This window comes from Glutamicibacter uratoxydans (assembly GCF_006539925.1).
Classification (GTDB): domain Bacteria; phylum Actinomycetota; class Actinomycetes; order Actinomycetales; family Micrococcaceae; genus Glutamicibacter; species Glutamicibacter uratoxydans.
The window spans coordinates 16,888-38,458 of the sequence record NZ_BJNY01000015.1; the positions used below are offsets into that span (position 1 = coordinate 16,888).

General features: G+C 61.1%; 19 protein-coding genes. 1 reads left to right on the forward strand and 18 read right to left on the reverse strand.

Going from position 1 to position 21,571, the window contains the following annotated elements:
- Window positions 1-43: 43 nt before the first annotated feature.
- On the reverse strand, window positions 44-238 hold the full coding sequence (locus AUR04nite_RS12940; RefSeq protein WP_141365700.1) for an SPOR domain-containing protein: 195 nt from the start codon (window positions 236-238) through the stop codon (window positions 44-46).
- A 133-nt stretch (window positions 239-371) separates the two neighbouring features.
- On the opposite strand from AUR04nite_RS12940, the gene map reads away from it, so the two are divergent.
- Window positions 372-1,247 (forward strand): type I methionyl aminopeptidase, encoded by an 876-nt coding sequence (map, locus tag AUR04nite_RS12945; RefSeq protein WP_141365702.1) that lies wholly within the window; start codon window positions 372-374, stop codon window positions 1,245-1,247.
- Window positions 1,248-1,316: 69 nt separating this feature from the next.
- On the opposite strand, the gene nrdR is transcribed toward map, so the two are convergent.
- The 17 genes from nrdR to AUR04nite_RS13030 all read right to left on the reverse strand — a co-directional run bounded on the left by nrdR (window position 1,317) and on the right by AUR04nite_RS13030 (window position 21,531).
- Window positions 1,317-1,805: a transcriptional regulator NrdR gene (nrdR, locus tag AUR04nite_RS12950; RefSeq protein WP_141365705.1), complete on the reverse strand. Its 489-nt coding sequence runs from the start codon at window positions 1,803-1,805 to the stop codon at window positions 1,317-1,319.
- Window positions 1,806-1,888: 83 nt separating this feature from the next.
- On the reverse strand, window positions 1,889-3,244 hold the full coding sequence (hisD, locus tag AUR04nite_RS12955) for a histidinol dehydrogenase (protein WP_407646704.1): 1,356 nt from the start codon (window positions 3,242-3,244) through the stop codon (window positions 1,889-1,891).
- An 81-nt stretch (window positions 3,245-3,325) separates the two neighbouring features.
- Window positions 3,326-6,889 (reverse strand): DNA polymerase III subunit alpha, encoded by a 3,564-nt coding sequence (dnaE, locus tag AUR04nite_RS12960; RefSeq protein ID WP_141365709.1) that lies wholly within the window; start codon window positions 6,887-6,889, stop codon window positions 3,326-3,328.
- Window positions 6,890-6,998: 109 nt separating this feature from the next.
- Window positions 6,999-7,946, reverse strand: coding sequence for an RluA family pseudouridine synthase (locus tag AUR04nite_RS12965; RefSeq protein ID WP_141365711.1), 948 nt, complete (start codon window positions 7,944-7,946; stop codon window positions 6,999-7,001).
- Window positions 7,943-8,515: a signal peptidase II gene (lspA, locus tag AUR04nite_RS12970; protein ID WP_246055523.1), complete on the reverse strand. Its 573-nt coding sequence runs from the start codon at window positions 8,513-8,515 to the stop codon at window positions 7,943-7,945. The genes AUR04nite_RS12965 and lspA overlap by 4 nt, the downstream gene beginning before the upstream one ends.
- Before the next feature lie 110 nt (window positions 8,516-8,625).
- Window positions 8,626-9,363 carry a DivIVA domain-containing protein gene (locus AUR04nite_RS12975; RefSeq protein ID WP_141365714.1) on the reverse strand — a complete coding sequence of 246 codons (738 nt, stop codon included), beginning with the start codon at window positions 9,361-9,363 and terminating at the stop codon, window positions 8,626-8,628.
- Between the two features lie 227 nt (window positions 9,364-9,590).
- The gene (locus tag AUR04nite_RS12980) at window positions 9,591-9,887 is read right to left on the reverse strand and encodes a YggT family protein (protein ID WP_141365716.1); all 297 of its coding nucleotides are present in this window, start codon (window positions 9,885-9,887) and stop codon (window positions 9,591-9,593) included.
- A gap of 24 nt (window positions 9,888-9,911) precedes the next feature.
- Entirely contained in the window at window positions 9,912-10,463 is a 552-nt protein-coding gene (locus AUR04nite_RS12985) for a cell division protein SepF (RefSeq protein WP_141365718.1), read from the reverse strand.
- Between the two features lie 87 nt (window positions 10,464-10,550).
- Window positions 10,551-11,309, reverse strand: coding sequence for a polyphenol oxidase family protein (locus tag AUR04nite_RS12990; protein ID WP_141365720.1), 759 nt, complete (start codon window positions 11,307-11,309; stop codon window positions 10,551-10,553).
- 20 nt (window positions 11,310-11,329) lie between these two features.
- Window positions 11,330-12,508: a cell division protein FtsZ gene (gene ftsZ, locus AUR04nite_RS12995; protein WP_141365723.1), complete on the reverse strand. Its 1,179-nt coding sequence runs from the start codon at window positions 12,506-12,508 to the stop codon at window positions 11,330-11,332.
- Window positions 12,509-12,728: 220 nt separating this feature from the next.
- A complete protein-coding gene (locus tag AUR04nite_RS13000; RefSeq protein ID WP_141365726.1) occupies window positions 12,729-13,463 on the reverse strand; it encodes a cell division protein FtsQ/DivIB in 735 nt (244 codons plus the stop codon).
- Window positions 13,464-13,496: 33 nt separating this feature from the next.
- Window positions 13,497-14,894: a UDP-N-acetylmuramate--L-alanine ligase gene (murC, locus tag AUR04nite_RS13005; protein WP_141365729.1), complete on the reverse strand. Its 1,398-nt coding sequence runs from the start codon at window positions 14,892-14,894 to the stop codon at window positions 13,497-13,499.
- A 3-nt stretch (window positions 14,895-14,897) separates the two neighbouring features.
- Entirely contained in the window at window positions 14,898-16,019 is a 1,122-nt protein-coding gene (gene murG / locus AUR04nite_RS13010) for an undecaprenyldiphospho-muramoylpentapeptide beta-N-acetylglucosaminyltransferase (protein ID WP_141365732.1), read from the reverse strand.
- Window positions 16,020-16,101: 82 nt separating this feature from the next.
- The gene (ftsW, locus tag AUR04nite_RS13015) at window positions 16,102-17,376 is read right to left on the reverse strand and encodes a putative lipid II flippase FtsW (RefSeq protein ID WP_246055524.1); all 1,275 of its coding nucleotides are present in this window, start codon (window positions 17,374-17,376) and stop codon (window positions 16,102-16,104) included.
- A gap of 47 nt (window positions 17,377-17,423) precedes the next feature.
- Window positions 17,424-18,989 (reverse strand): UDP-N-acetylmuramoyl-L-alanine--D-glutamate ligase, encoded by a 1,566-nt coding sequence (gene murD, locus AUR04nite_RS13020; RefSeq protein ID WP_141365736.1) that lies wholly within the window; start codon window positions 18,987-18,989, stop codon window positions 17,424-17,426.
- Window positions 18,971-20,074 (reverse strand): phospho-N-acetylmuramoyl-pentapeptide-transferase, encoded by a 1,104-nt coding sequence (gene mraY / locus AUR04nite_RS13025; protein WP_141365738.1) that lies wholly within the window; start codon window positions 20,072-20,074, stop codon window positions 18,971-18,973. Before mraY ends, murD begins: the two co-directional genes overlap by 19 nt.
- Entirely contained in the window at window positions 20,071-21,531 is a 1,461-nt protein-coding gene (locus tag AUR04nite_RS13030; RefSeq protein WP_141365740.1) for a UDP-N-acetylmuramoyl-tripeptide--D-alanyl-D-alanine ligase, read from the reverse strand. Before AUR04nite_RS13030 ends, mraY begins: the two co-directional genes overlap by 4 nt.
- Window positions 21,532-21,571 lie beyond the last annotated feature (40 nt).

Here is a 21,571-nt window from a genome sequence, read left to right on the forward strand (position 1 = left end):
AGGCACCGGTTGGTTTCCCTTCCGGTGCCTGCGGCATTCGAGCTTAATCGTCTTCTTCGTCCTGTTCGTCCCAGGCCTCGTTGCGTGCCTGGACTTTGGCCATGGCATTGCGTGCTTCGTCTTCGCTGTCATAGGGGCCCAGCAGCTGCGACCAGTCGGACTGCGGGCCGCGTTCGATGGACTTGGTGGCCACGTTGTACCAATACTGGCCTTCGCCGGGGGTGCCAACCGAGCTCATGGTTTCTCCTTGGATCCAGGTGGGTTCTGTTGATCTCCACGCTAGCCTATCCGCAGTAGATTTAGCTCTCAATCAGGCCGGTGAAGTGCCGCATCGGGGCTCTTGACTGCCCCTCGGGCGCTAGAATGGGGCCATGGCAACTGCTGCAACTGCACCTATTGGAAATTTGATCCCGGGCGTCGTCTCCCCCCAGCTTCCCGTCCCGAAGCATATTGAACGACCTGAATATGTGGGCAAAAAAGAACCCGCAGAGAATACTGCCTCCGAGGTGAAGAGCCCAGAGGTCATCGAACGCATCCGCATCGCCTCGCGCATTGCAGCCCAGGCGCTGGAAGTAGTCGGCAAGGCCTGCCAGCCTGGCATCACCACCGATGAGCTGGACCGCATCGGCCACGAGTTCTTGATGGACCACAACGCCTACCCTTCAACCCTCGGCTACCGTGGCTTCCCCAAATCCCTGTGCTCCTCGCTGAACGAGGTCATCTGCCATGGAATCCCCGACTCCACGGTGCTGGCCGACGGCGACATCATCAACATCGACATCACCGCCTACATCGGCGGCGTGCATGGAGACAACAATGCGACCTTCCTGGTGGGAGACGTCGACGAAGAGTCCCGCCTGCTGGTCGAGCGCACGCAGATGGCGCTGACCCGTGCCATCAAGGCGGTGATGCCCGGCCGGGAGATCAACGTGATCGGGCGGACCATCGAAAGCTACGCCAAGCGCTTTGGCTATGGCGTGGTCAAGGACTTCACCGGACACGGCGTGGGCGAAGCCTTCCACTCTGGGCTGATTATTCCGCACTATGACGCGGCTCCTGCCTACAACACCCTGATCGAGCCGGGCATGGTGTTCACCATTGAGCCGATGCTGACCCTGGGCACGATCGAATGGGACATGTGGGCCGATGACTGGACCGTGACCACCAAGGACAAGAAGCGCACCGCCCAGTTCGAGCACACCCTGCTGGTCACCGATGACGGCGCGGAAATCCTGACCCTGCCATAGCCCGCGGGGAGCGTGCAACAAACAGCGAAGGGCCCGACCAGATTGGTCGGGCCCTTCGCTGTGGTGGATCTACTCTGCGCTCAGGGGGCGCTGGGTGCCCTTGGGCGAGCTGCTGCGCTGTTCGCGCAGCTTCTGCATGGCAGTTTCAAAATCCTGCAGGGACTGGAAGTTGTGGTAGACGCTGGCGAAGCGCAGGTAGGCTACCTCGTCTAGGCGCGAGAGCGGTTCCAAAATTGCCAAGCCCACCTGGTGGGCGGAAATTTCGGCGGCGCCGGAGGTGCGCACCGCCTCTTCAACTTCCTGGGCCAAGATCGCCAGATCGTGGTCTGTCACCGGCCTGCCCTGGCAGGCTTTACGCACGCCGTTGATGACCTTGTTGCGCGAGAACGGCTCCACTGCCCCGGACTGCTTCAAGACGCTCAGGCTTGCAGTCTCAATCGTGGTGAACCGCCGCGTGCACGAGGTGCACTGGCGCCGCCGCCGGATGGAGACGCCGTCGTCGGCAACACGGCTATCAACAACGCGCGAATCAGCGTTGCGGCAGTATGGGCAGTTCATGGCACCTCCAACTCATGGCAAACCGTGAAGTTGCGGACAAGCATAGCCGCACAATCCTCACATGTCATGTATTAGTTTAGCGCCTAGATGGCTTTCCTGATCGCGACCGCGTCGCCATGGGCCGGAAGGTCCTCCGCATTGGCAAGGTTGATCACATGCGCGGCCACGTCGCCCAGCGCCGCTTTGTCGTAGCTGATAACCTGGATGGCCTTCAGGAAGGTGTTCACGTTCAAGCCCGAGGCGTGCAGCGCGGTGCCGCTGGTGGGCAGCACGTGGTTGGAGCCGGCGCAGTAGTCTCCCAGCGATACCGGCGCAAAATCGCCGACGAAGATCGCCCCGGCGGCGGTGATGCGGGCGGCGTCCTGTGCGGACTGTGCAGTCATGATTTCCAGGTGCTCTGCGGCATAGGCGTTGCAGACATCGATGCCCTGTGCCACGTCCCTGACCAGGATGATGCCTGACTGGCTGCCGCCCAGCGCCGTGCGCACGCGCTGACTGTGCTTGGTGGCGGCCACCTGGACTTCCAGTTCCGCACGCACCTGGGCGGCGAGTTCGGAAGAATCCGTGACCAGAACCGCCGCGGCATTCTCGTCGTGTTCGGCTTGGGAGATCATGTCCGCCGCCACGAATCCGGGGTTGGCGGTGGAATCTGCCAGAATTGCGATCTCGGTAGGGCCTGCCTCCGCGTCGATACCGACAACTCCCTTGACCAGTCGTTTTGCGGTGGCAACGAAAACATTGCCGGGGCCGGAAACCACGTCCACCGGCTCGATGCCGCCGCGCGGGTCCCCTGGCGCCTCCACGCCGTAGGCGAAGGCCGCCACGGCCTGGGCGCCGCCCATGGCGTGGACTTCGGTGATGCCCAGAAGCTTGGCCGCGGCAAGAATGGTAGGGTGCGGCAGTCCGCCGAATTCCTTCTGCGGCGGGCTGGCCAGTGCCAGCGACGCAACGCCCGCCGCCTGGGCCGGCACCGCATTCATGATCACCGAGGAAGGGTAGACTGCCAGGCCGCCGGGCGCATACAGTCCCACTCGGCGCACCGGAACCCAGCGCTGGGTCACGCTGCCGCCGTTGCTGTAGCCGACCACCGCGTCGGAGGGAACCTGCGCGGCGGCGAATTCACGGGCGCGGGCGATGGATTCTTCCAAAGCGGCGCGGACCTGCGGGTCGAGTTCTTCTAGGGCCCGGTCAAGTTCGGCCTGGGCGACGCGGGTATGCTCCAGTTCCACATGATCGAAGCGCAGCGCCAGATCCTTCAGCGCCTGCATGCCATGGGCACGCACGTCGTCGATAATCTGTCCCACTGCTTCAGCGGCAGTCTGGGAATTGACTGCCGGCCGCGGCAGATGGGCCTTGAGCTGAGCGTAGGAGAAGTCCTGCTCGCGCCAGTCAAGGGTTGCCAGTTCGGAAAAGGTGGTTTCTGGGTTGGAGTTCACGATCCTTAGTTTAACGCCGAAGACCGGCAGAGGTATCTATTGATTACCTCCGCCGGTCATCTAACTTTCTCCGGGGCGCCGCGGCTATACGTCCAGGCAGTGCGGGCCCAGCAGCACCTTCAGGTCGCCGAAGAGTGCAGGGTTGGGGTTCACCCGGAAGTTCATTCCCAGGCGCATCAGCGAGGTGCCCCGGCTGCCGGAGAGCTTGACGCGGACCTCGGTGTTGCCGCGGTGCGTGCGCAGGACGTCGCCCAGCTGCTGCACCAGCGACTCGGTGGCCTTGTGCGTCGGGATGCCGATGACTACCGGTCCACCGTTGGCGTCCTCGGAGAGCTCGGGAATCATCATTTCTTGGGCGTTGAGGGTAATCGAGCCGTCGTCGCGCCGCTGGACTCGGCCCTTGATCACCACGATCAGGTCATCTGCCAAGATCTCGGCAATCGGCTGGTAGGCCTGGCCGAAGAACATGACTTCCATGGAGCCGGAGAGGTCTTCGACCTCGCAGCGTGCATAGGGGTTGCCGCTCTTCTTGGCGATGCGTCGCTGCAGGCCTGAAATCATGCCGGCAATCGAAATGATGTGTCCATCTTGCGGCCCGTCATCCGACAAAACATGGGTGACCGACATGTCGGCGTACTGCTCCAGGGCTGAGCCCAGTCCCTGCAGCGGGTGGTCCGAGACGTACAGGCCGAGCATGTCCCGCTCGTAGGCCAGCTTTTCCTTCTTCTCCCAGTCCGGAAGGTCGGGAATCGCCACGGCCATGGCATCGGAAGCTTCCGATGAGTCCAACGCGCTGAACAGGTCGAACTGGTTGGCCGCCTCGTTGCGCTTGAGCTGGATGACCGAATCCACCGCTTCTTCATGGATTGCCACCAGGGCGCGGCGCGGATGGCCCATGGAGTCGAAGGCGCCGGCCTTGATCAGCGATTCAATGGTTCGCTTGTTGCAGACCACTGCGGGGACCTTGTTCAGGAAGTCGCTGAAGTCTGCATACGCGCCTTTTTCGGTGCGTGCCTGGACCATGCCGTCAACCACGTTGGAGCCGACGTTGCGGATCGCTCCCATGCCGAAGCGGATGTCCTCGCCGACAGGGGTGAAGGTCAGCGCGGATTCATTCACGTCCGGCGGCAGCACCGTGATGCCCAGGTGGCGGCATTCGTTCAGGTACAGGGCCAGCTTGTCCTTGTCGTCGCCCACCGAGGTGAGCAGCGCCGCCATGTATTCAGCTGTGTAGTGCTCCTTGAGGTAGGCGGTCCAATAGGAGACCACGCCATAGGCCGCCGAGTGGGCTTTGTTGAACGCGTAGTCGGAAAACGGCAGCAGGATGTCCCACAGGGTCTGGACTGCCTCGTCCGAGTACCCGTTGTCGTTCATGCCCTGCTTGAAGCCGGCGAACTGCTTATCCAGTTCCGCCTTCTTCTTTTTACCCATGGCGCGGCGCAGAATATCTGCCTGGCCCAGAGAGTAGCCTGCAAGCTTCTGCGCAATGGCCATCACCTGCTCCTGATACACGATCAGGCCGAAGGTGCCTCCGAGGATTTCTTCCAAAGGCTCCGCCAGCTCAGGGTGGATCGGCACCACGTCTTGCAGCTTGTTCTTGCGCAGCGCGTAGTTGGTGTGCGCATTGGCGCCCATGGGGCCCGGGCGGTAGAGCGCCAGCACAGCGGAGATGTCTTCAAAGTTATCCGGGCGCATCATCTTCAGCAGCGATCGCATCGGGCCGCCGTCAAGCTGGAACACGCCCAAGGTATCGCCGCGGGCCAGCAGCTGGTAGGTTGCCGCGTCGTCCAGCGCAAGGGTTTCCAGGTCGATCTCGACGTTCTTGTTGGCCTTCACGTTTGCCAGCGCGTCGGAGATGATAGTGAGGTTTCGCAGACCCAGGAAGTCCATCTTGATCAGCCCCAGGCCTTCACAGGTCGGGTAGTCGAACTGGGTGATGACCTGTCCATCCTGGATGCGGCGCATAATCGGCACCACGTCGATGATCGGATCGGAGCTCATGATCACGCCTGCGGCGTGCACACCCCACTGGCGCTTGAGCCCTTCCAGGCCCTTGGCCGTTTCAAAGACGCGCTTGGCTTCCGGGTCGGTGGCGACCAGGTTGCGGAAGTCCCCGGCCTCCGAGTAGCGCTTGGAGTTCGGGTTCTCGATGTCGTTGAGCGGGATGTCCTTGGCCATGACCGCAGGAGGTAGCGCCTTGGTGAGGGTTTCGCCCATGCTGAAGGGGTAGCCGAGCACACGCGAAGAGTCCTTCAGTGCCTGCTTGGTTTTGATCGAACCGTAGGTCACGATCATTGATACGCGTTCGTCGCCATACTTCTCGGTCACATAGTGGATCACTTCAGAACGGCGGCGATCATCGAAGTCGACGTCGAAGTCGGGCATGGAAACGCGTTCCGGGTTCAGGAAGCGTTCGAAGATCAAGCCGTGCTGCAGCGGGTCGAGGTCGGTGATGCGCATGGCGTAGGCAACCATGGAGCCTGCACCGGATCCGCGTCCGGGTCCCACGCGGATGCCGTGGTCCTTGGACCAGTTGATGAAGTCGGCCACCACGAGGAAGTAGCCGGGGAAGCCCATCTTGATAATGATTCCCAGTTCGTAGTCGGCCTGCTTGCGCACATCCTCTGGGACGCCGCCCGGGTACCGGTACGCCAGCCCCTTGTCCACTTCCTTGATCAGCCAGCTGGTTTCGTCTTCCCCCGGCGGGCAGGGGAATTTCGGCATGTAGTTGGCGTTGGTGTCAAAGGTCAGCTCCACGCGGTCCGCAATGTTCAGCGTGTTGTCGCAGGCTTCGGGGAATTCCTTGAACAGCTCACGCATTTCGCGCGCGCTCTTGAGGTAGTAGCCCGAGCCGCTGAAGGCGAAGCGGCTGCCGCCCTGATCGTAGGTCGGTTCGTCCAGGGTCGAGCCGGAGTTGATCGCCAGCAGCGCTTCGTGCGCCTTGGCGTCGGCCTCATGCGTGTAGTGAAGGTCGTTGGTTGCGACCAGTGGAATCTGCAGTTCCTTGGCGATGCGTAGTAGATCCTTGGTGATTCGGCGTTCGATTTCCAGGCCGTGGTCCATCAGCTCACAGAAGTAGTTCTCCTTGCCGAACAGATCCTGGAATTCTGCGGCCGCGGCCTTAGCGGCATCATATTGGCCCAGGCGGAGCTTGGTCTGGATTTCTCCGGAGGGGCAGCCGGTGGTGGCGATGATGCCTTCGTGGTGGTCGTTGAGCAGCTCTCGGTCCCAGCGCGGATATTTGCCGAAGACAGAGTCCAGAGAGGCGCGCGAGGAGCCTTTGAAGAGGTTGTCCATGCCCTTGTTGTTGTAGGACAGCAGAGTCATGTGGTTGTAGAGGCCGCCGCCGGAGACGTCGTCGCTCTTCTGGCGTTCTTCGGTGCGCCACTTCACGCGAGTCTTATCGGTGCGGTGCGTGCCAGGAGCAACATAGGCTTCAACACCGATGATCGGCTTGACCCCGGCACCGGTAGCCTGGCGCCAGAAGTCGAAAGCTCCGAAAAGATATCCATGGTCGGTGATGGCCATGGCTTCCATACCTTGGCGGTTGGCCTCGGCGAACAGTTCGCCTAGTCGCGCAGCTCCATCAAGCATAGAGTATTCGGTATGGGTATGAAGATGAACAAATCCGTCACGTGTCGCACTCACCCATCTAGTCTAACGACACATTCTGGGTATTCAGTGGCTCTTGTCCCAAGTGTGCCCAACAGCAAAGGACCACCTGCTGCGGCTGGCAGCGGCGGCCCTATGCTAGAGGTTAGTAGGTTCCTTCGCGCAGCAGTTCAAGTGCTCCGTGAAGATCATCCGGGTATTGGCTTTCGTATTCGACCCACTGGCCTGTCACCGGGTGTTCGAAGCCCAGGCGCTTGGCATGCAACCACTGGCGGGTCAGGCCGAGCGCCGCCGAAAGCTTGGGGTCTGCGCCATAGGTCTGGTCTCCGGCGCAGGGGTGGCCGAAGGCAGAGAAATGGACGCGGATCTGATGGGTGCGTCCGGTTTCAAGATGCACTTCCACCAGGCTTGCCCTTCCGAAGGCCTCGATGACCTTGTAGTGAGTGACTGAGTTCCTCCCGCCGTCCAGGACAGCGAATTTCCAGTCATGCCCCGGGTGGCGGCCAATCGGCGCATCAATAGTGCCCTGCAGCGGATCCGGCAGCCCCTGGACCACTGCATGGTAGATCTTCTTCGGGGTACGCTCCTTGAAGGCACGCTTCAGCGCCGTGTAGGCGCGCTCAGTTTTCGCCACCACCATCAGCCCGCTGGTTCCAACGTCCAAGCGGTGCACAATACCCTGGCGCTCGGCGGCCCCGGAAGTCGAAATGTTATAGCCTTCGGCGATCAATGCGCCGACTACTGTTGGCCCAACCCAACCCGGGGACGGGTGGGCTGCTACGCCTACCGGCTTGTCGATGACGACGTAGTCCTCGTCGTCGGCAATAATCTTCAGGTCTTCCACGGCTACCACCCTAATCTCCAGCGGGTCAGCCTGCGCCGGGATGTCAACCGACAGCTTGTCGCCGGATTTCAGTTTCAATGATTTCGCAATTGCTTTCCCGTTGACCTGCACATGGGATTCCTTGCACAATGTCGAGGCGAGGGTGCGGGGAATCTGCAAGGTGCGGGCCAAATACGCATCCAACCGGGCTCCACTGTCGGCTGGCTCGACAACCAGTTCGTGGTGGGAAGCTTCAATGGCACCGCTCATGCTTCAGGGTCCGTTGGTGCGTCGTCGTTCTTGCCCGTGGCCTTGGGCTGATCGCCAATGCTTCCGTCAAAGTTGACGCCTCGGATCAGCAGGTAGGCCACGGCGATCATCGAGCAGACGATGAAGGAGTCGGCGACGTTGAAAATGGCGAAGTGATTGACCGAAAACATGTCCACGACGTGTCCGAAGCCGAAGTACGGTTCACGGAAGATGCGGTCTCCCAGGTTGCCCAGCACACCGCCCAGCAATGCGCCCAAGGCGATGGCCCAGCTGAGGATCTTGACCTTGCGGATCAGCAGGTAGGTGACGTAAACGGCCACGGCCGCCTGCAAGATCGCGAACAAGATCGTCAGGTTCTCCCCCATGGAGAACGCCGCGCCCGGGTTCAGGATGTAGTGGATGGAGAAGAAGCCCGGAATAACCTCGATCAAATCGCCAAGCTCCATGTTGGCGGAAACAAATGTTTTGACACCCTGGTCGAGGATCAACGCGATCGCAGCGATCACGAGGCCCAAGAGCAGATAGCTTCTTCTACTGGAGGCTGCACTGTCAAGTGGTGATTCGCCCACGCTGTTTCCCATCAAAATCCTTTTTAAACGTCAACAGTGGTGCCGGAGAATATCCGAGCACCACCGTTGATCTTACTTTATGACGTGTTCAGTTACTGAACGAACGGCAACTAGTTGGCCTTGCCTGCCGAGCCGTCGATCGAGCCCTGGGACTCGAGGTCGCGCAGCTGGCCTTCGATGTAGGTCTTCAGGCGGGCACGGTAGTCGCGCTCGAAGCCGCGCAGCTGCTCGAGCTTGCGCTCAAGGACGGACTTCTGCTGCTCAAGTGCAGACAGGGTCTTGCGGCTCTTCTCTTCAGCGGTATTGACCAGGGTATCTGCCTCGGTCTTTGCTTCGGAGATGATCTTGTCACGCTGTTCAACACCGGATGCAACGTATTCGTCGTGCAGGCGCTGTGCCATTGCCAACACGTTGGCGGCGGACTCTGCCGAAGGGGCAGGCGCAGCAGCAGCGGCTGGAGCAGCTGGGGCCGGAGCTGCAGCCTTCTTCTCTTCAACTGGCTTAGCAGCTGGAGCAGGAGCCGCGGCCTTCTTCTCCTCGACTGGCTTAGCAGCTGGAGCAGCCTTGACTTCCTCAGCAGGCTTAGCTTCAGGCTTCTTCTCTTCAGCTGGCTTGGCTGCCGGAGCTGCAGAAACTGGTGCAGGTACTGCCTGTTCCTTGGCAACTGCGTTAGCATCCTCACCGAGTTCAGCTAGGCGGCGGCGCAGGGTCTCGTTTTCACCGGTTAGGCGACGGAGCTCCACCACGATCTCGTCGAGGAAATCATCTACCTCGTCCTGGTCGTAGCCTTCACGGAACTTAGTCGGCTGAAAGCGCTTATTGACAACGTCTTCTGGCGTCAAAGCCATTTGGTCACCTCAATACTGGGTCATTTTCGCAGGGCCTGTGGTTTGCCATACGAAACACTTACCGTTCTTCAGTGTCGCGACCGGTGAAGTCGGAGCACTATTTCCTCAAGGGTATAACGATTTGGTCACTAATTACGAAACCAAGTCGCTCCCCCGAGTCTCATTTCTTTGAATCTACCTTGCCAAACACCTGCGGACAATCCCTCTGGTCAAAGAGAATTTCCTACTCAGATGCCTGTACTTGCTCCAATATTGGCGACGATCAGTTTTGCGATGATCACGACAATAAAGAAAATCAAAAAGGACAGGTCAAGCCGGATTCCACCGATATCCAAGGGCTTGATGCGACGGCGAAGCCAGCGCAGCGGCGGATCGGTGATCGAGACGATCACCGAGGCGACAATCAAGGCAATACCTTGAGGACGCCAATGCCGAGCAAAGTTTTCCGTAATGTCCAACACAATTCTCATCAAAAGGAGAATTTGAAGTACTGCTAAAGCGAGATAGATGATCCCGAACACCATGTTTGTGCGCTCGCTCCTGGCGTCTTAGCTCTGGTTGAAGAAAGTAGCCTGGGCTTCAGACTGCTTGCGGTCTTCACCAAGCACTTCGACGGTGGAAGGCGAAAGAAGGAAGACCTTGTTCGTTACTCGCTCGATCGAGCCATGCAGCGCGAAGACCAAGCCAGCAGAGAAGTCGACCAAACGCTTGGCGTCGGTTTCACCCATATCGGTGACGTTCATAATCACCGGAATGCCGTCACGGAAGTTCTCACCGATGATTTTTGCATCGTTGTAAGAACGAGGGTGCACGGTAGTAATCTGACGCAATTCGGAGTCCTCATCCCTCACTGAAGGGGCACGCTTGATGGGGGTCACCGGTGCACGATATTCGGCATCCGGTTCTGGAGTGGTTTGTTGCGGAGCTGCAGGTCGAACCGCCGGCTGGACACGAGGTGTCTCCACTGGCCGACTCGGCGCAGGGTCTTCTACAACGCGAACCTGAGGCCGCGGTTCTGGCTTTTCAACGGGTGCTTCATCCTGCTCGACGGCATCCGCCAAGCCAAGATAGACCATTGCCTTACGCAGTCCGTCAGCCACGATACTTCTCCTCGTTTGTCCCGTGCATGCGCCCCATGCATGATTCCGCTACTTCGACGCTATCGTAACGAATTCCAGTAGCAATGTTCATTCGGCTTTTTCTGTCCGGCGTGTCGCATCCGCATTGATATCACGCCATATCAGTCCTGCGAGCCTGCCTGATTTTTCGGATCTGCGATATGAGAAAAATCGCTCATCCTCTAGTGTGCACGCGCCGCTTTGCAGCACCTGAACCCCGAGGTTTTCCAATTCCTGCTGCGCCGAAGCCGGCAGATCCAGGGAATCAGTCCCCCAGCTGGTCGTTGTCCGGATTCCGGGACGCAATGATTCAGATTCTTCGGCCATCTGTACGGGCACCTCATAGCAGCGGCCGCAAATTGCCGGGCCGATGACGGCTTCGATCTGGGAGGCACCCAATTCATGAAGTCGGACCACCGTTCGTGCCAGGATCCCGTCAAGCAAGCCGCGGCGACCCGCATGGACTGCGGCCGTCACCGTAGGGCCGGACGGCCCACCGGTACCTACAAACAATACCGGCAGACAGTCTGCCACCATCACGGCAAGGGGCACCTCGCCGCTGGCGTCAATTAATGCGTCGCAGGTTGGCGCCGGAGGTTCGTTCCATTGGCTGCGCTCTACAAGTTCGGCGTCGTGCAGGATGTTCGAATGAACTTGGTTCATGAATTGCAAAGAGAAACGTCGAACCCCGATCCTGTCCTCCAATCTAGCTCGATTCTCCCCGACAGTATCGGGGTCATCGTTCACGTGCAGGGCGAGGTTTCCCTCGGACTGCGTGGTGAAAGCTAGCTGGATTCTCGGATCGAGGTTCGATGCGAAATGTAGCACTTCTGGTCTTCTTGCCGTGTTTACTTCAAGAAGTCCGGAACATCCAAGTCGTCGTTGGAACCATTCAGGTCTGAATCGACGACGTCTGGCAGATCCTGGAAGGAGCTGCGCTCGGCAGCGGCAGGCTTCTCCTCGGCTACAGGCGCCGGTGCCGGAGCGGCCGGCTCCACTGGTGCAGCAACAGGCTCTACCGGGCGGGACGCAACAGCGGGCTTAGCTGCAGCGGCAGGCGCCATTGGCTTGCTGGTGACATCAGGCTCATCGAAGCCGGCGGCAATCACGGTGACGCGTGCCTCATCACCCAGGGCGTCGTCGATCACGGCGCCGAAGATGATGTTTGCTTCTGGGTGGGCAACTTCCTGGACCAGGCGGGCAGCCTCGTTGATTTCGAAGAGGCCCAGATCCGAACCACCCTGAATCGAGAGCAGCACGCCGTGGGCGCCGTCGATGGAAGCTTCGAGCAGTGGGGAGGCAATAGCCAGCTCGGCCGCCTTCACTGCGCGGTCTTCGCCGCGGGCCGAACCGATGCCCATCAGCGCCGAACCTGCACCCTGCATCACGGACTTGACGTCGGCGAAGTCGAGGTTGATCAGGCCCGAGGTGGTGATCAGGTCGGTGATGCCCTGGACACCGGAGAGCAGCACCTGGTCGGCCTGGCGGAATGCATCCAGAACGGAGACGTTGCGGTCCGAGATGGACAGCAGTCGGTCGTTAGGAATCACGATCAGGGTGTCGACTTCGTCGCGCAGCGCCTCGATGCCGGACTCGGCCGAGTTGGCGCGGCGGCGGCCTTCGAAGGTGAACGGACGGGTGACCACACCAATGGTCAATGCGCCCAGGGAGCGTGCGATGCGCGCTACGACTGGTGCGCCGCCGGTGCCGGTGCCGCCGCCTTCGCCCGCGGTAACGAAGACCATGTCTGCTCCGCGCAGTACGTCTTCGATTTCCTCTACATGATCTTCGGCTGCCTGACGGCCAACCTCTGGGTTGGCGCCGGCGCCGAGGCCGCGAGTCAGCTCGCGCCCTACATCCAACTTGACGTCGGCGTCGCTCATGAGCAGTGCCTGAGCGTCGGTGTTGATGGCGATGAATTCAACGCCCTTCAAACCGACTTCGATCATACGATTGACTGCGTTTACACCGCCACCGCCGATTCCGACGACTTTAATGACCGCGAGGTAGTTCTGTGGAGCTGCCACGTCCCGCTTCCCTTGTTAGATGTGCTACATATTTCACGACTCAGGCGCGAAACCTTCACCTTTAGCCTTAAGGTTAGGTTCCTGTCAAGCTATCGCTAGTTAGAACGCTATGAGTCATGTCGTCTTAGTGCAACGACCGCTTCTAGGCGTGTCGTCTATTCAAGACTATCTTTCCAGAATTTTTCGCAAGAATGTTCATCCCGCGCCCGAGTGCTCCGACTTAATACGTCACCGGATTCTCCGGGTTTGACACGTCGATGGTCTTCTTCGTCAAAGTCTTTTCCTTCAATTCCTTGAGGAAGATCTTGGCCACCTCGTTCTTCAGCGCCGCATTATTTCCATTCCCCCAAATCAATACATGTTTATTGGGAAGAGCCAATTCGACGAAGCCGGCATCGGTCAGGCTCGCTGTGGAGACCTGCCCAAGGATCTTCTCGTCAACGCCCGAGAGGACGCTGGCCAGTTCCTTGAATTTCTCCGGGTCTTTCGTCGCGTCGGAAGCTTTGATCTTCGGCAACTTGGTTTTGTCCTTGCTGCCAAGCTTCTTCAGTTTCGTGCCCGTGTCGGAGACCAGGTAGTTGGTCTTTCCGTCGACCAGGATTGCCACCGGAGTCGATTCGAGGATTTCCACGACGAGCGTGTCAGGCATCTGCGCACGGACCACGACGCCCTCCAAAGCTGGTTGCTCACCCAGCAGCTCGGTCACCCTGGCCTCGGAAATTCTCGGCAGCGGCGTCCCCTCCAAGGGCGCCAGGGCCTTGAGCACCTGTTGTTCATTGATCAGCTTCGTGCCGGTGACCTTAATGTTTTTGGCGGCCAAAAGAGGCGAGAAGCTGAGCACCAATACGGTGATAAGGCTCAGCACGACGATGATCCCTGCGGTGATCAGCAGGATCTTGCGCCGCCTTTTCTCGGGGCTTTGAGGTAGTTCAACAACCTTGGCGTGATGGTCCATTGGTTCCTTTTACTGGCTCAGAGGGACTAGGACTTAGGCAAGCGCATCCAAGATCTGCGGGCCCAGGTAGGTGACATCGCCGGCGCCGACGGTCATGACGATGTCGCCTGCTTCCGCCTGCCCCGCAACATGCGCCACTGCCTGCTCCGGGGCGAAGACATGGGCCGGGACTTCTACGCGCTGGGCAATCAGCTCGCTGGTGACACCGGGAATCGGAGCTTCGCGTGCCGGGTAAATTTCCAAGAGGGTCACGCTGTCTGCCAAGGAAAGCTCCTGGGCAAACTGGCGGTAGAACTCGCGGGTACGGGAGAACAAGTGCGGCTGGAAGAGAACGTGGAGCTTTCCGTTGCCTGCCACGGCACGTCCTGCCTTCAGCGCCGCGGAAACCTCGGTGGGATGGTGTGCGTAATCGTCGTAGACCCGCACGCCTGAAGCTTCTCCCTTGAATTCGAACCGCCGCGCGGCGCCGCTGAAGCTGCCAAGGGCTTCCAGCGCTTCGTCGACGTCCATTCCCGCATTGATGCCGACCGACAGCGCGGCGGCGGCGTTGAGCAGGTTGTGCGCCCCAGGCACCGCAAGGTTCAAGACGTGTTCCTGGCCGCTGCCCCATTCGATGGTTGCGGCGAATCTGCCGCCGTCGCGCACATGCGCGTCGGAAAGGCGGCGGTCTGCATGCTCTGCAAAGCCGTAGGTCTGCACCCGCAGGTCGGGGCGCTTCAGGCGCATCGTGCGGGCCAGCTCGTTGGCCCCCGGGTCATCGGCGCAGCAGATCAAGAGGCCGTCCTCGGGCAGCAGGCTGGCGAAGTCGACAAACGCCTGATGCACTGCCTCGGCGGTGCCGTAGTGGTCAAGGTGGTCGGCTTCCACATTGGTCACGATGATGACATCGGGGCGGTAGTTTAGGAAGGAAGCGTCGGACTCGTCGGCTTCTGCCACGAAGTATTCGCCGGTGCCCAGCTCGGCGTTGGTGCCTAGGCTGGCGATATTCGCGCCGACGGCAAAGCTCGGTGCGGCGCCGATGGTCTTGAGCATGTGGGCGGTCAGCGATGTAGTGGTGGTCTTGCCGTGGGTTCCTGCCACCGCAACGATCATTTCATGGCCGCGCATGGTTGCTTCCAAGCCCTGAGAACGGTGCAGGATCTTCAGGCCTCGGGCCACTGCCTCGTCATATTCGGCATTACCCGGCTTGATGATGGATGAAACCACCACGGTATCTGCATCGCCCAGATTGGCAGGGTCGTAGCCGACGCTGATGCGCGCGCCGCGGGCGCGCAGGTCATCGAGCACTGGAAGGTCCTTGGCATCCGACCCGGAGACGCGCAGCCCATAGTCGAGCATCAGCCGGGCAACGGCCGATACGCCTACGCCGCCAACACCCATGAGGTGTACTTTGCCTAGCTCAGCGTTGAGCTCTTGGGCTCGATTCGACATTATTCAGCCTTCCTGTCCCGAGGTGCTGCGGGATGAAATTTCAGCGATGATCTTGCGCGCCATGTTCTGCGCTGCGTCGCGCCGGCCTAGGGCGGCCGCGGCCCGTGACATCTCTTCAAGTTTATGCTGATCTGCCAGCAGCGGTGCGACATGCCCGGCGATGTAGTCCTTGGTGAAGGCCTTGTCGTCCACCAGCACTGCTCCCCCGGCGGCCACCAGTTCGCGGGCATTGAGCTTCTGCTCGCCGTTGCCGATCGGCAAGGGCACCAGCACCGACGGGGTGCCTGCGACTTCCAGCTCGCAGACGGTGCCGGCTCCCGAGCGGCAGATCATCAGGTCTGCGGCGGCGTAGGCGTACTCCATGCGGTCGACGTACTCGACCTGATGGTAGCGTTCGTGGGCCAACAGCTGTCCGCTGGCATCCATGATCTGCTTGCCGCGGCCGGTGATGTGCACGACGTTGACCCCGGCATCGGCCAGCAGGCCAAGACTTTGGGCCACCGCGGTGTTAATGCTCTGTGCGCCCGAGGAGCCGCCGGTAACCAGCAACAGCGGGTTCTGGTCGCTGACGCCGAAGAAGGCACGGGCTTCTTCGCGCAGGGCGGCCCGGTCCATCTGGGCCACGTTGGAGCGCATCGGCATGCCCACCTGCTCCTCGCCGGGAAGCCCCGTATTGGCGAAGGTGGTGCCCACCGCCACCGCGGTTTTGGCGCCGACCTTATTGGCCATGCCCGCCTTGGAGTTGGCTTCATGGACAAAGATCGGCACGCCGAGCTTCTTGGCGGCGATATAGGCAGGGGTGCAGACGTATCCGCCGACTCCCAGCAGTGCCTGGGCGTTGCTTTCCTTCAACACGCGCTTGGCTCCGTTGACAGCCTTGATGAAACGCAGCGGGAACTTGAACAGGTCCAGGTTGATGCTGCGCGGCATCGGGGCTTTAGGGATCAGTTCCAGCCGGTATCCGGCCTCCGGCACCAGCTTGGTTTCAAGTCCGCCGGGAGATCCGATGGCGGTGATCTCCGCGCCCGGAATCTCATCCTTGACGGCATCCGCGATGGCGAGCATGGGCGAAATATGTCCGGCGGTGCCTCCGCCTGCGACGACCAGAGAAATCGTATCGCTCATGGTGGTGATCTGCTCCTTGGGTACGCTGCCAGTAGCTGGCGTGAAATCTTAAAAGTAGTGTGTGCGAAATAGCTGCAAAAGCTTATTCGTGGGCGTCCGGCTGCTGGCGTGGAGCCGGGGCTTCAGCCGTAAGCTGCGCCAGCTTCTGCTCCCTGGCGCTGGAGAGCACAAAGCCCATGGCGAGCATGACGGCGAGCATGGCCGAACCGCCGGAGGAAATGAACGGCAGCGGCACGCCAATCACCGGCAGCACGCCGGTCACGGTGCCTAGGTTCACGAAAGTCTGGCCGATGATCCACGCCATGAGGCAGCCCATGAGCACCTTGGTGTATAAATCTGCCGCGCGCGCGGCGATCCGATACATGGCAAGCGCGAGGACAGTGAACAGCGCCAAGACGAACAGCACGCCGATCAAGCCGAACTCTTCACCGAGGATGGAGAAGATGAAGTCGTTCTGCGCTTCGGGCACATAGGACCACTTCATGCGGGACTGCCCCGGGCCCACGCCGAACCAGCCGCCAGAGGCGAAGGCATGCAGGCCCATATTGGATTGGTAGCACTCATTCGAGGAATCGCACTGGCCCAGCCACGCCATTATGCGTGAGCGGCGGTTCTGAGAGCTGACGACAGCTACTGCCAATCCAGCGAAGCCAACAGCGCCCAGACCGAGTAGCCATTTCATTTTCATTCCGCCCATGAACATCGCCGTGGCGATAATCATCAACAGAACAAGTACCGTACCGACATCCTTGCCGACCAGCACCAGGCCGACAATGACTATGCCGACCGGCGCAACTATAGGCACCGCCAAATGCTTAAAGTTGGAAATCAAATGCTGCTTCTTTTCAAGCATGAATGCTGAAAAGACCGCCAGGGACAGCTTGGCGAATTCGCTGGGCTGCAGGCCGAAGCTGCCGATCTTGATCCAGTTGCGGTTGCCAAGCACGGTGTGACCCAAAGGCGTAAATGCCACCAGGAACAGCAAGAAAACCGCCGCGAAGACCGATGGCCAGGCAAGCTTTTTCAACGTTGCCGGCTTGATGAACTGCATGGCAAGCATGCAGCCGATGCCCACCAGGGCGAACACCGCCTGGGACAGGGCCACGGTGAAGCCGTTGCGTCCTGCGGCAATGGCCTCGACGGAGGCCGAAGACTGGACCATGATCACACCGAACACTGCCAGCACGATGGATGCCAGCAGCACCAGCCAGTAGTCGGTCACCGCCAGGCGCTCCCCACGCCTGCCTACCTGGTCCAGAAATTTCTGGGCCTTAGACTCGGTGGCATCGGGGCGGGGGCTGGCTGGATTCTGGCGTGCTGCCCCGGTTCGTCCTGGCTGCCTACGCTCTTTGGTCACCACCCATGCCCCCGTCTGTCTTTCCGGTCCCGCCATTGCGGGGAATCCTACTGCTGCTTGTTGTTGGAATCTTGATCCGAAGAATCACTATCCATCAGATCACCCACCGCACTGATAAAGGCGTTGCCACGCTGTGCATAGGAGGTGAATTGGTCCATGGAGGCGGCGGCCGGTGCCATGAGCACGGTATCCCCCGCGACCGCTAGTTCGGCCGCCTTGCGCACAGCACGGGTCATGACCTGCGTTCCGCTCGGCGCGGTGCCGTCGTCCGCAATGCTCTGCGCGGTGATGTCGAAGACCGGGACCTCTGGCGCCTTTTCGGCCAGTGCCGAGCGCAGCGACTGGATGTCGGTGCCGATCAGCAGCACGCTGCTCAGCCGCTGGGCATGCTTGGCGATCAGCTCGTGGTAGTCCACGCCCTTGGACAGGCCTCCGGCAATCCAGATCACCTTGGTGAACGCAGCCAGCGAGGCATCGGCGGCATGCGGGTTGGTGGCCTTGGAGTCGTTGATCCACAGCACGTCGTTCTTGCGGGCCACCGCCTGGATGCGGTGCGCGCCGGCGTCGAAGCCGCTCAAGCCCTTGAGCACCGCCTCGGGGTCCACCCCGTAGGCGCGGGTCAAGGCAGAGGCGGCAGCGGCGTTGGCGGCGGTGTGCCGCGGCACGATCTCGGAGATCTCATTCAGGGCGATCAGCTCCACCGCGCTATTGCGGCGGTCGTCCAGGTAAGCGCGGTCAACCAGCAGGCCCTCGACCACGCCGACCATGGAGATCGACGGGGTGTTGGTAGTGAAGCCGATGGCGCGGCAGCCTTCGATGACATCCGCATCTTCCACCATGGAGATGGTCACCGGCTCCTCGGCGTTGAAGATCGCGGCGACCTGGGTGCGCTCGTAGATCTTCGCCTTGGCTGCCTTGTAGTTCTCAAATCCGTCATGCCAGTCCACGTGGTCTTCGGCAATGTTCAGCACCACGGAGGCTACCGGCGAAATGCTGTGCGTGTAGTGCAGCTGGAAGCTGGAGAGCTCCACGGCGAAAACGTCGTACTCTACCGGGTCGCGCACTGCGTCGAGGATCGGGGTGCCAACATTGCCCACTGCGATGGCCTTCAGGCCCTGGGCCTGAAGGATCGCTTCGGTCATGCCCACGGTGGTGGTCTTGCCGTTGGTGCCGGTGATCACCAGCCACTTCGGCGCGGTGCGCCCGGCGCGGTTCTGCACGCGCCAAGCAAGTTCGATGTCGCTCCATACGGCGATCCCCGCCTCGGCCGCTTCGGCGATGACAGGGTGGCGCGGGTTCCAGCCCGGGGAGGCGATGACCAGCTCTGGGGCCTGTCCATCGATCTGCGGCAGGTGCGCCACATGCGCTGCACCGAGCAGCACCTCGTGGGCGCCGACGATCTTCAGGGTTTCGCCGCGCTGGCGGTTCAGCTCGTCGTCGCGGCCGTCGAGCACGGTAACCACGGCGCCGAGCTCGATCAGGGTGTCTGCGGCAGAGAAGCCGGACAGGCCCAGGCCCGCCACCAGAACGCGCAGGCCTGACCAGTTGGCATCCCAGCTGTTCAGCGCATCGAGTTTTTCATTGGCGTTTACGCTCACAGTGCAACGACCCATTCAGAGTAGAAGATGCCAAGTCCTGCGGCGACGAAGAGTCCTGCAAGGATCCAGAATCGGATGACGACGTTTTCTTCGGACCATCCCGACAGCTCAAAGTGGTGCTGCAGCGGCGCCATCTTGAAGACGCGCTTGCCGCCGGAGAGCTTGAAGTAGCCCACCTGGATGATGACCGACAGGGAGATGATCACGAACAGGCCGGCGATGACCACCAGCAGCAGTTCGGTGCGCGAGAGGATCGCGAAGGCCGCCACGGCGCCGCCGATGGCCAGCGAACCGGTGTCGCCCATGAAGATCTTGGCTGGCTTGGCGTTGAACCAAAGGAAGCCGATCAGTGCGCCGGAAAGGATGGCGCCCAGCAGGGCCAAATCCTGCGGGTCGCGCACGCTGTAGCAGACGTCCAGGGCGTTGACGTTGCTGCAGGCCTGGTTCTGCTGCCAGATGCCCATCAGGGTGTAGGCGCCGAAGACCATGATCGAAGCGCCGGTGGCCAGGCCGTCCAGGCCGTCGGTGAGGTTCACGCCGTTGGTGGTTCCGGTGATGATGAAGTTCGCCCAGATCACGAACAGCACCAGGCCCAGCATCGGTCCGGCGAAGGCCAGATCAATGTTGGTGTCGCGCAAGAAGGAGATCGCGGTGGAAGCCGGGGTCAGGTCCAGGTCGTTCGGGAACTGCAGCGCCAGCACGGCAAAGCTGATGCCAAACAGGCCCTGCAGCACGATCTTCTGCCAGGGGCTCAGCCCCAAGGACCGCTTCTTGAAGATTTTGATGAAGTCGTCGAGGAAGCCGACCAGCCCCATGCTGCCGAAGAGGAAGAGCACCAGCAGGCCGCTGGCGGTGATTCCGGAGCTGACCCTGCCCAGCAGGCCGAGGATCAGGTGGGTGGCGAAGTAGGAGATGAAGACCGCAAGGACGAACACCACGCCGCCCATGGTGGGCGTGCCGGATTTCACCGCATGCGAGTCAGGTCCGTCGTCACGGACCACCTGCCCGTATTGCTTCTTGGTCAGGAGCTTGATGTACAGCGGCATGAATACCACTGTGAGCAGCAGCGATAGGCCTGCTCCGATAATGAGTCCGATCATGCCCGGCTACCTTCCTGTCCGGAGGCCGCGATCTGGTCGCCCAGGTGTCGCAGTCCAGCACCGTTGGAAGACTTGAACAATACGATGTCTCCCGGTTCCAACTTTTCTTCCAGAAGCGCGCGCGCTTCCTGCGCATCTTCTACGTAGTAGGCCTCGTCGCCCCAGCTGCCTTCAAGCACGGCCGAGTTGTACGCCGCCTTGGCGCCGCGGCCGACGACCACAAGCTTCTTGATGTTCATCCGCACCGCCATCCGGCCGAGCAGGTCATGCTGGTAGATGGACTCTTCGCCCAGTTCCAGCATTTCGCCCAGCACCGCCCAGGTGCGGCGGGCCGGCGCATCGGCGCTGGGAAGGCCGAGCTCGGCCAGGGTGACCAGGGCCGCGCGCATTGATTCGGGGTTGGCGTTGTAGGCGTCGTTGATGATGCTCACGCCGTCGGCCCGTTCGATGCGCTCCATGCGCCAGCGGCTGCCGGCCGTGCGGCCGTCCAGGACGCGGGCGATCAGCTCCGGCGCTACGCCCAGCTCGTTGGCGGCGTTGGCGGCCGCAAGGATATTTGCCACGTGGTGGCGTCCGAGCAGCCCCGAGGTGATGCGCTGGCTGTAGCCGTTAGGGAATTCGAGGGTCAGCTCCGGCTGCCCGTTGGAGTTGACCAGCACGTCGCTGGCCCAGACCCCGGCGTTCTCCGGCTTGGCCGAGCCGCTGCCGAAGTAGCGCACCGCCGCGCCCGCGGCCCGCTGCGCCATACGTGCCACGCGCGGATCTTCGGCGTTGAGCACTGCGACGCCGTCGGCGCCCAGGGCCTCGACCAGTTCGCCCTTGGCTTTTTCAATGTTGTCCACTCCCCCGAATTCGCCGGCGTGGGCGGTGCCCACGCACAGCACGACGCCAATTTTCGGGTGCACCATGTCGGTGAGGTAGGTCAGGTGCCCCAGCCCGGTGGCGCCCATCTCGATGACGAGGTATTTGGTGTCATCGGTGGCGTTGAACACGGTCAGCGGCACGCCGACCTCTCCGTTGTAGGAGCCTATCGGGGACACCGTCGGGGCGACCTCGGAGAGGATCGCGGCCAACAGGTCCTTAGTGGTGGTTTTTCCGGCGGAGCCGGTGATGCCGATGACCTCGGCATTGTTCTTGGCTTTGAGGTAGTTCACGATGTGGGCGGCGATGCGGCCCATGGCTTCGACCGCGTCGTCGACGATGACCGCAGGGTGTTCCTGGCGGTGTTCGTCGTAGGTCACGCGTTCAGCCAGCGCGAGCACGGCACCGGCGGCCAGGGCCGAATCGATGAAAGCGTGGCCGTCGGAGAATTCACCCGGCTTGGCAACAAAAAGCGAGCCTTGTACTACTTCGCGGGAGTCAGTGGTTGCCGAAGAAACCACCGTGTCAGGCGCAACGCTGGCGGTTGCATGCCCTCCGGTGATCTTCAGCAGATCGGTCAGAGACAGTTCAATCATGGCATTAAGGACTTTACACTTGGGCGAGGATAAACGTGGA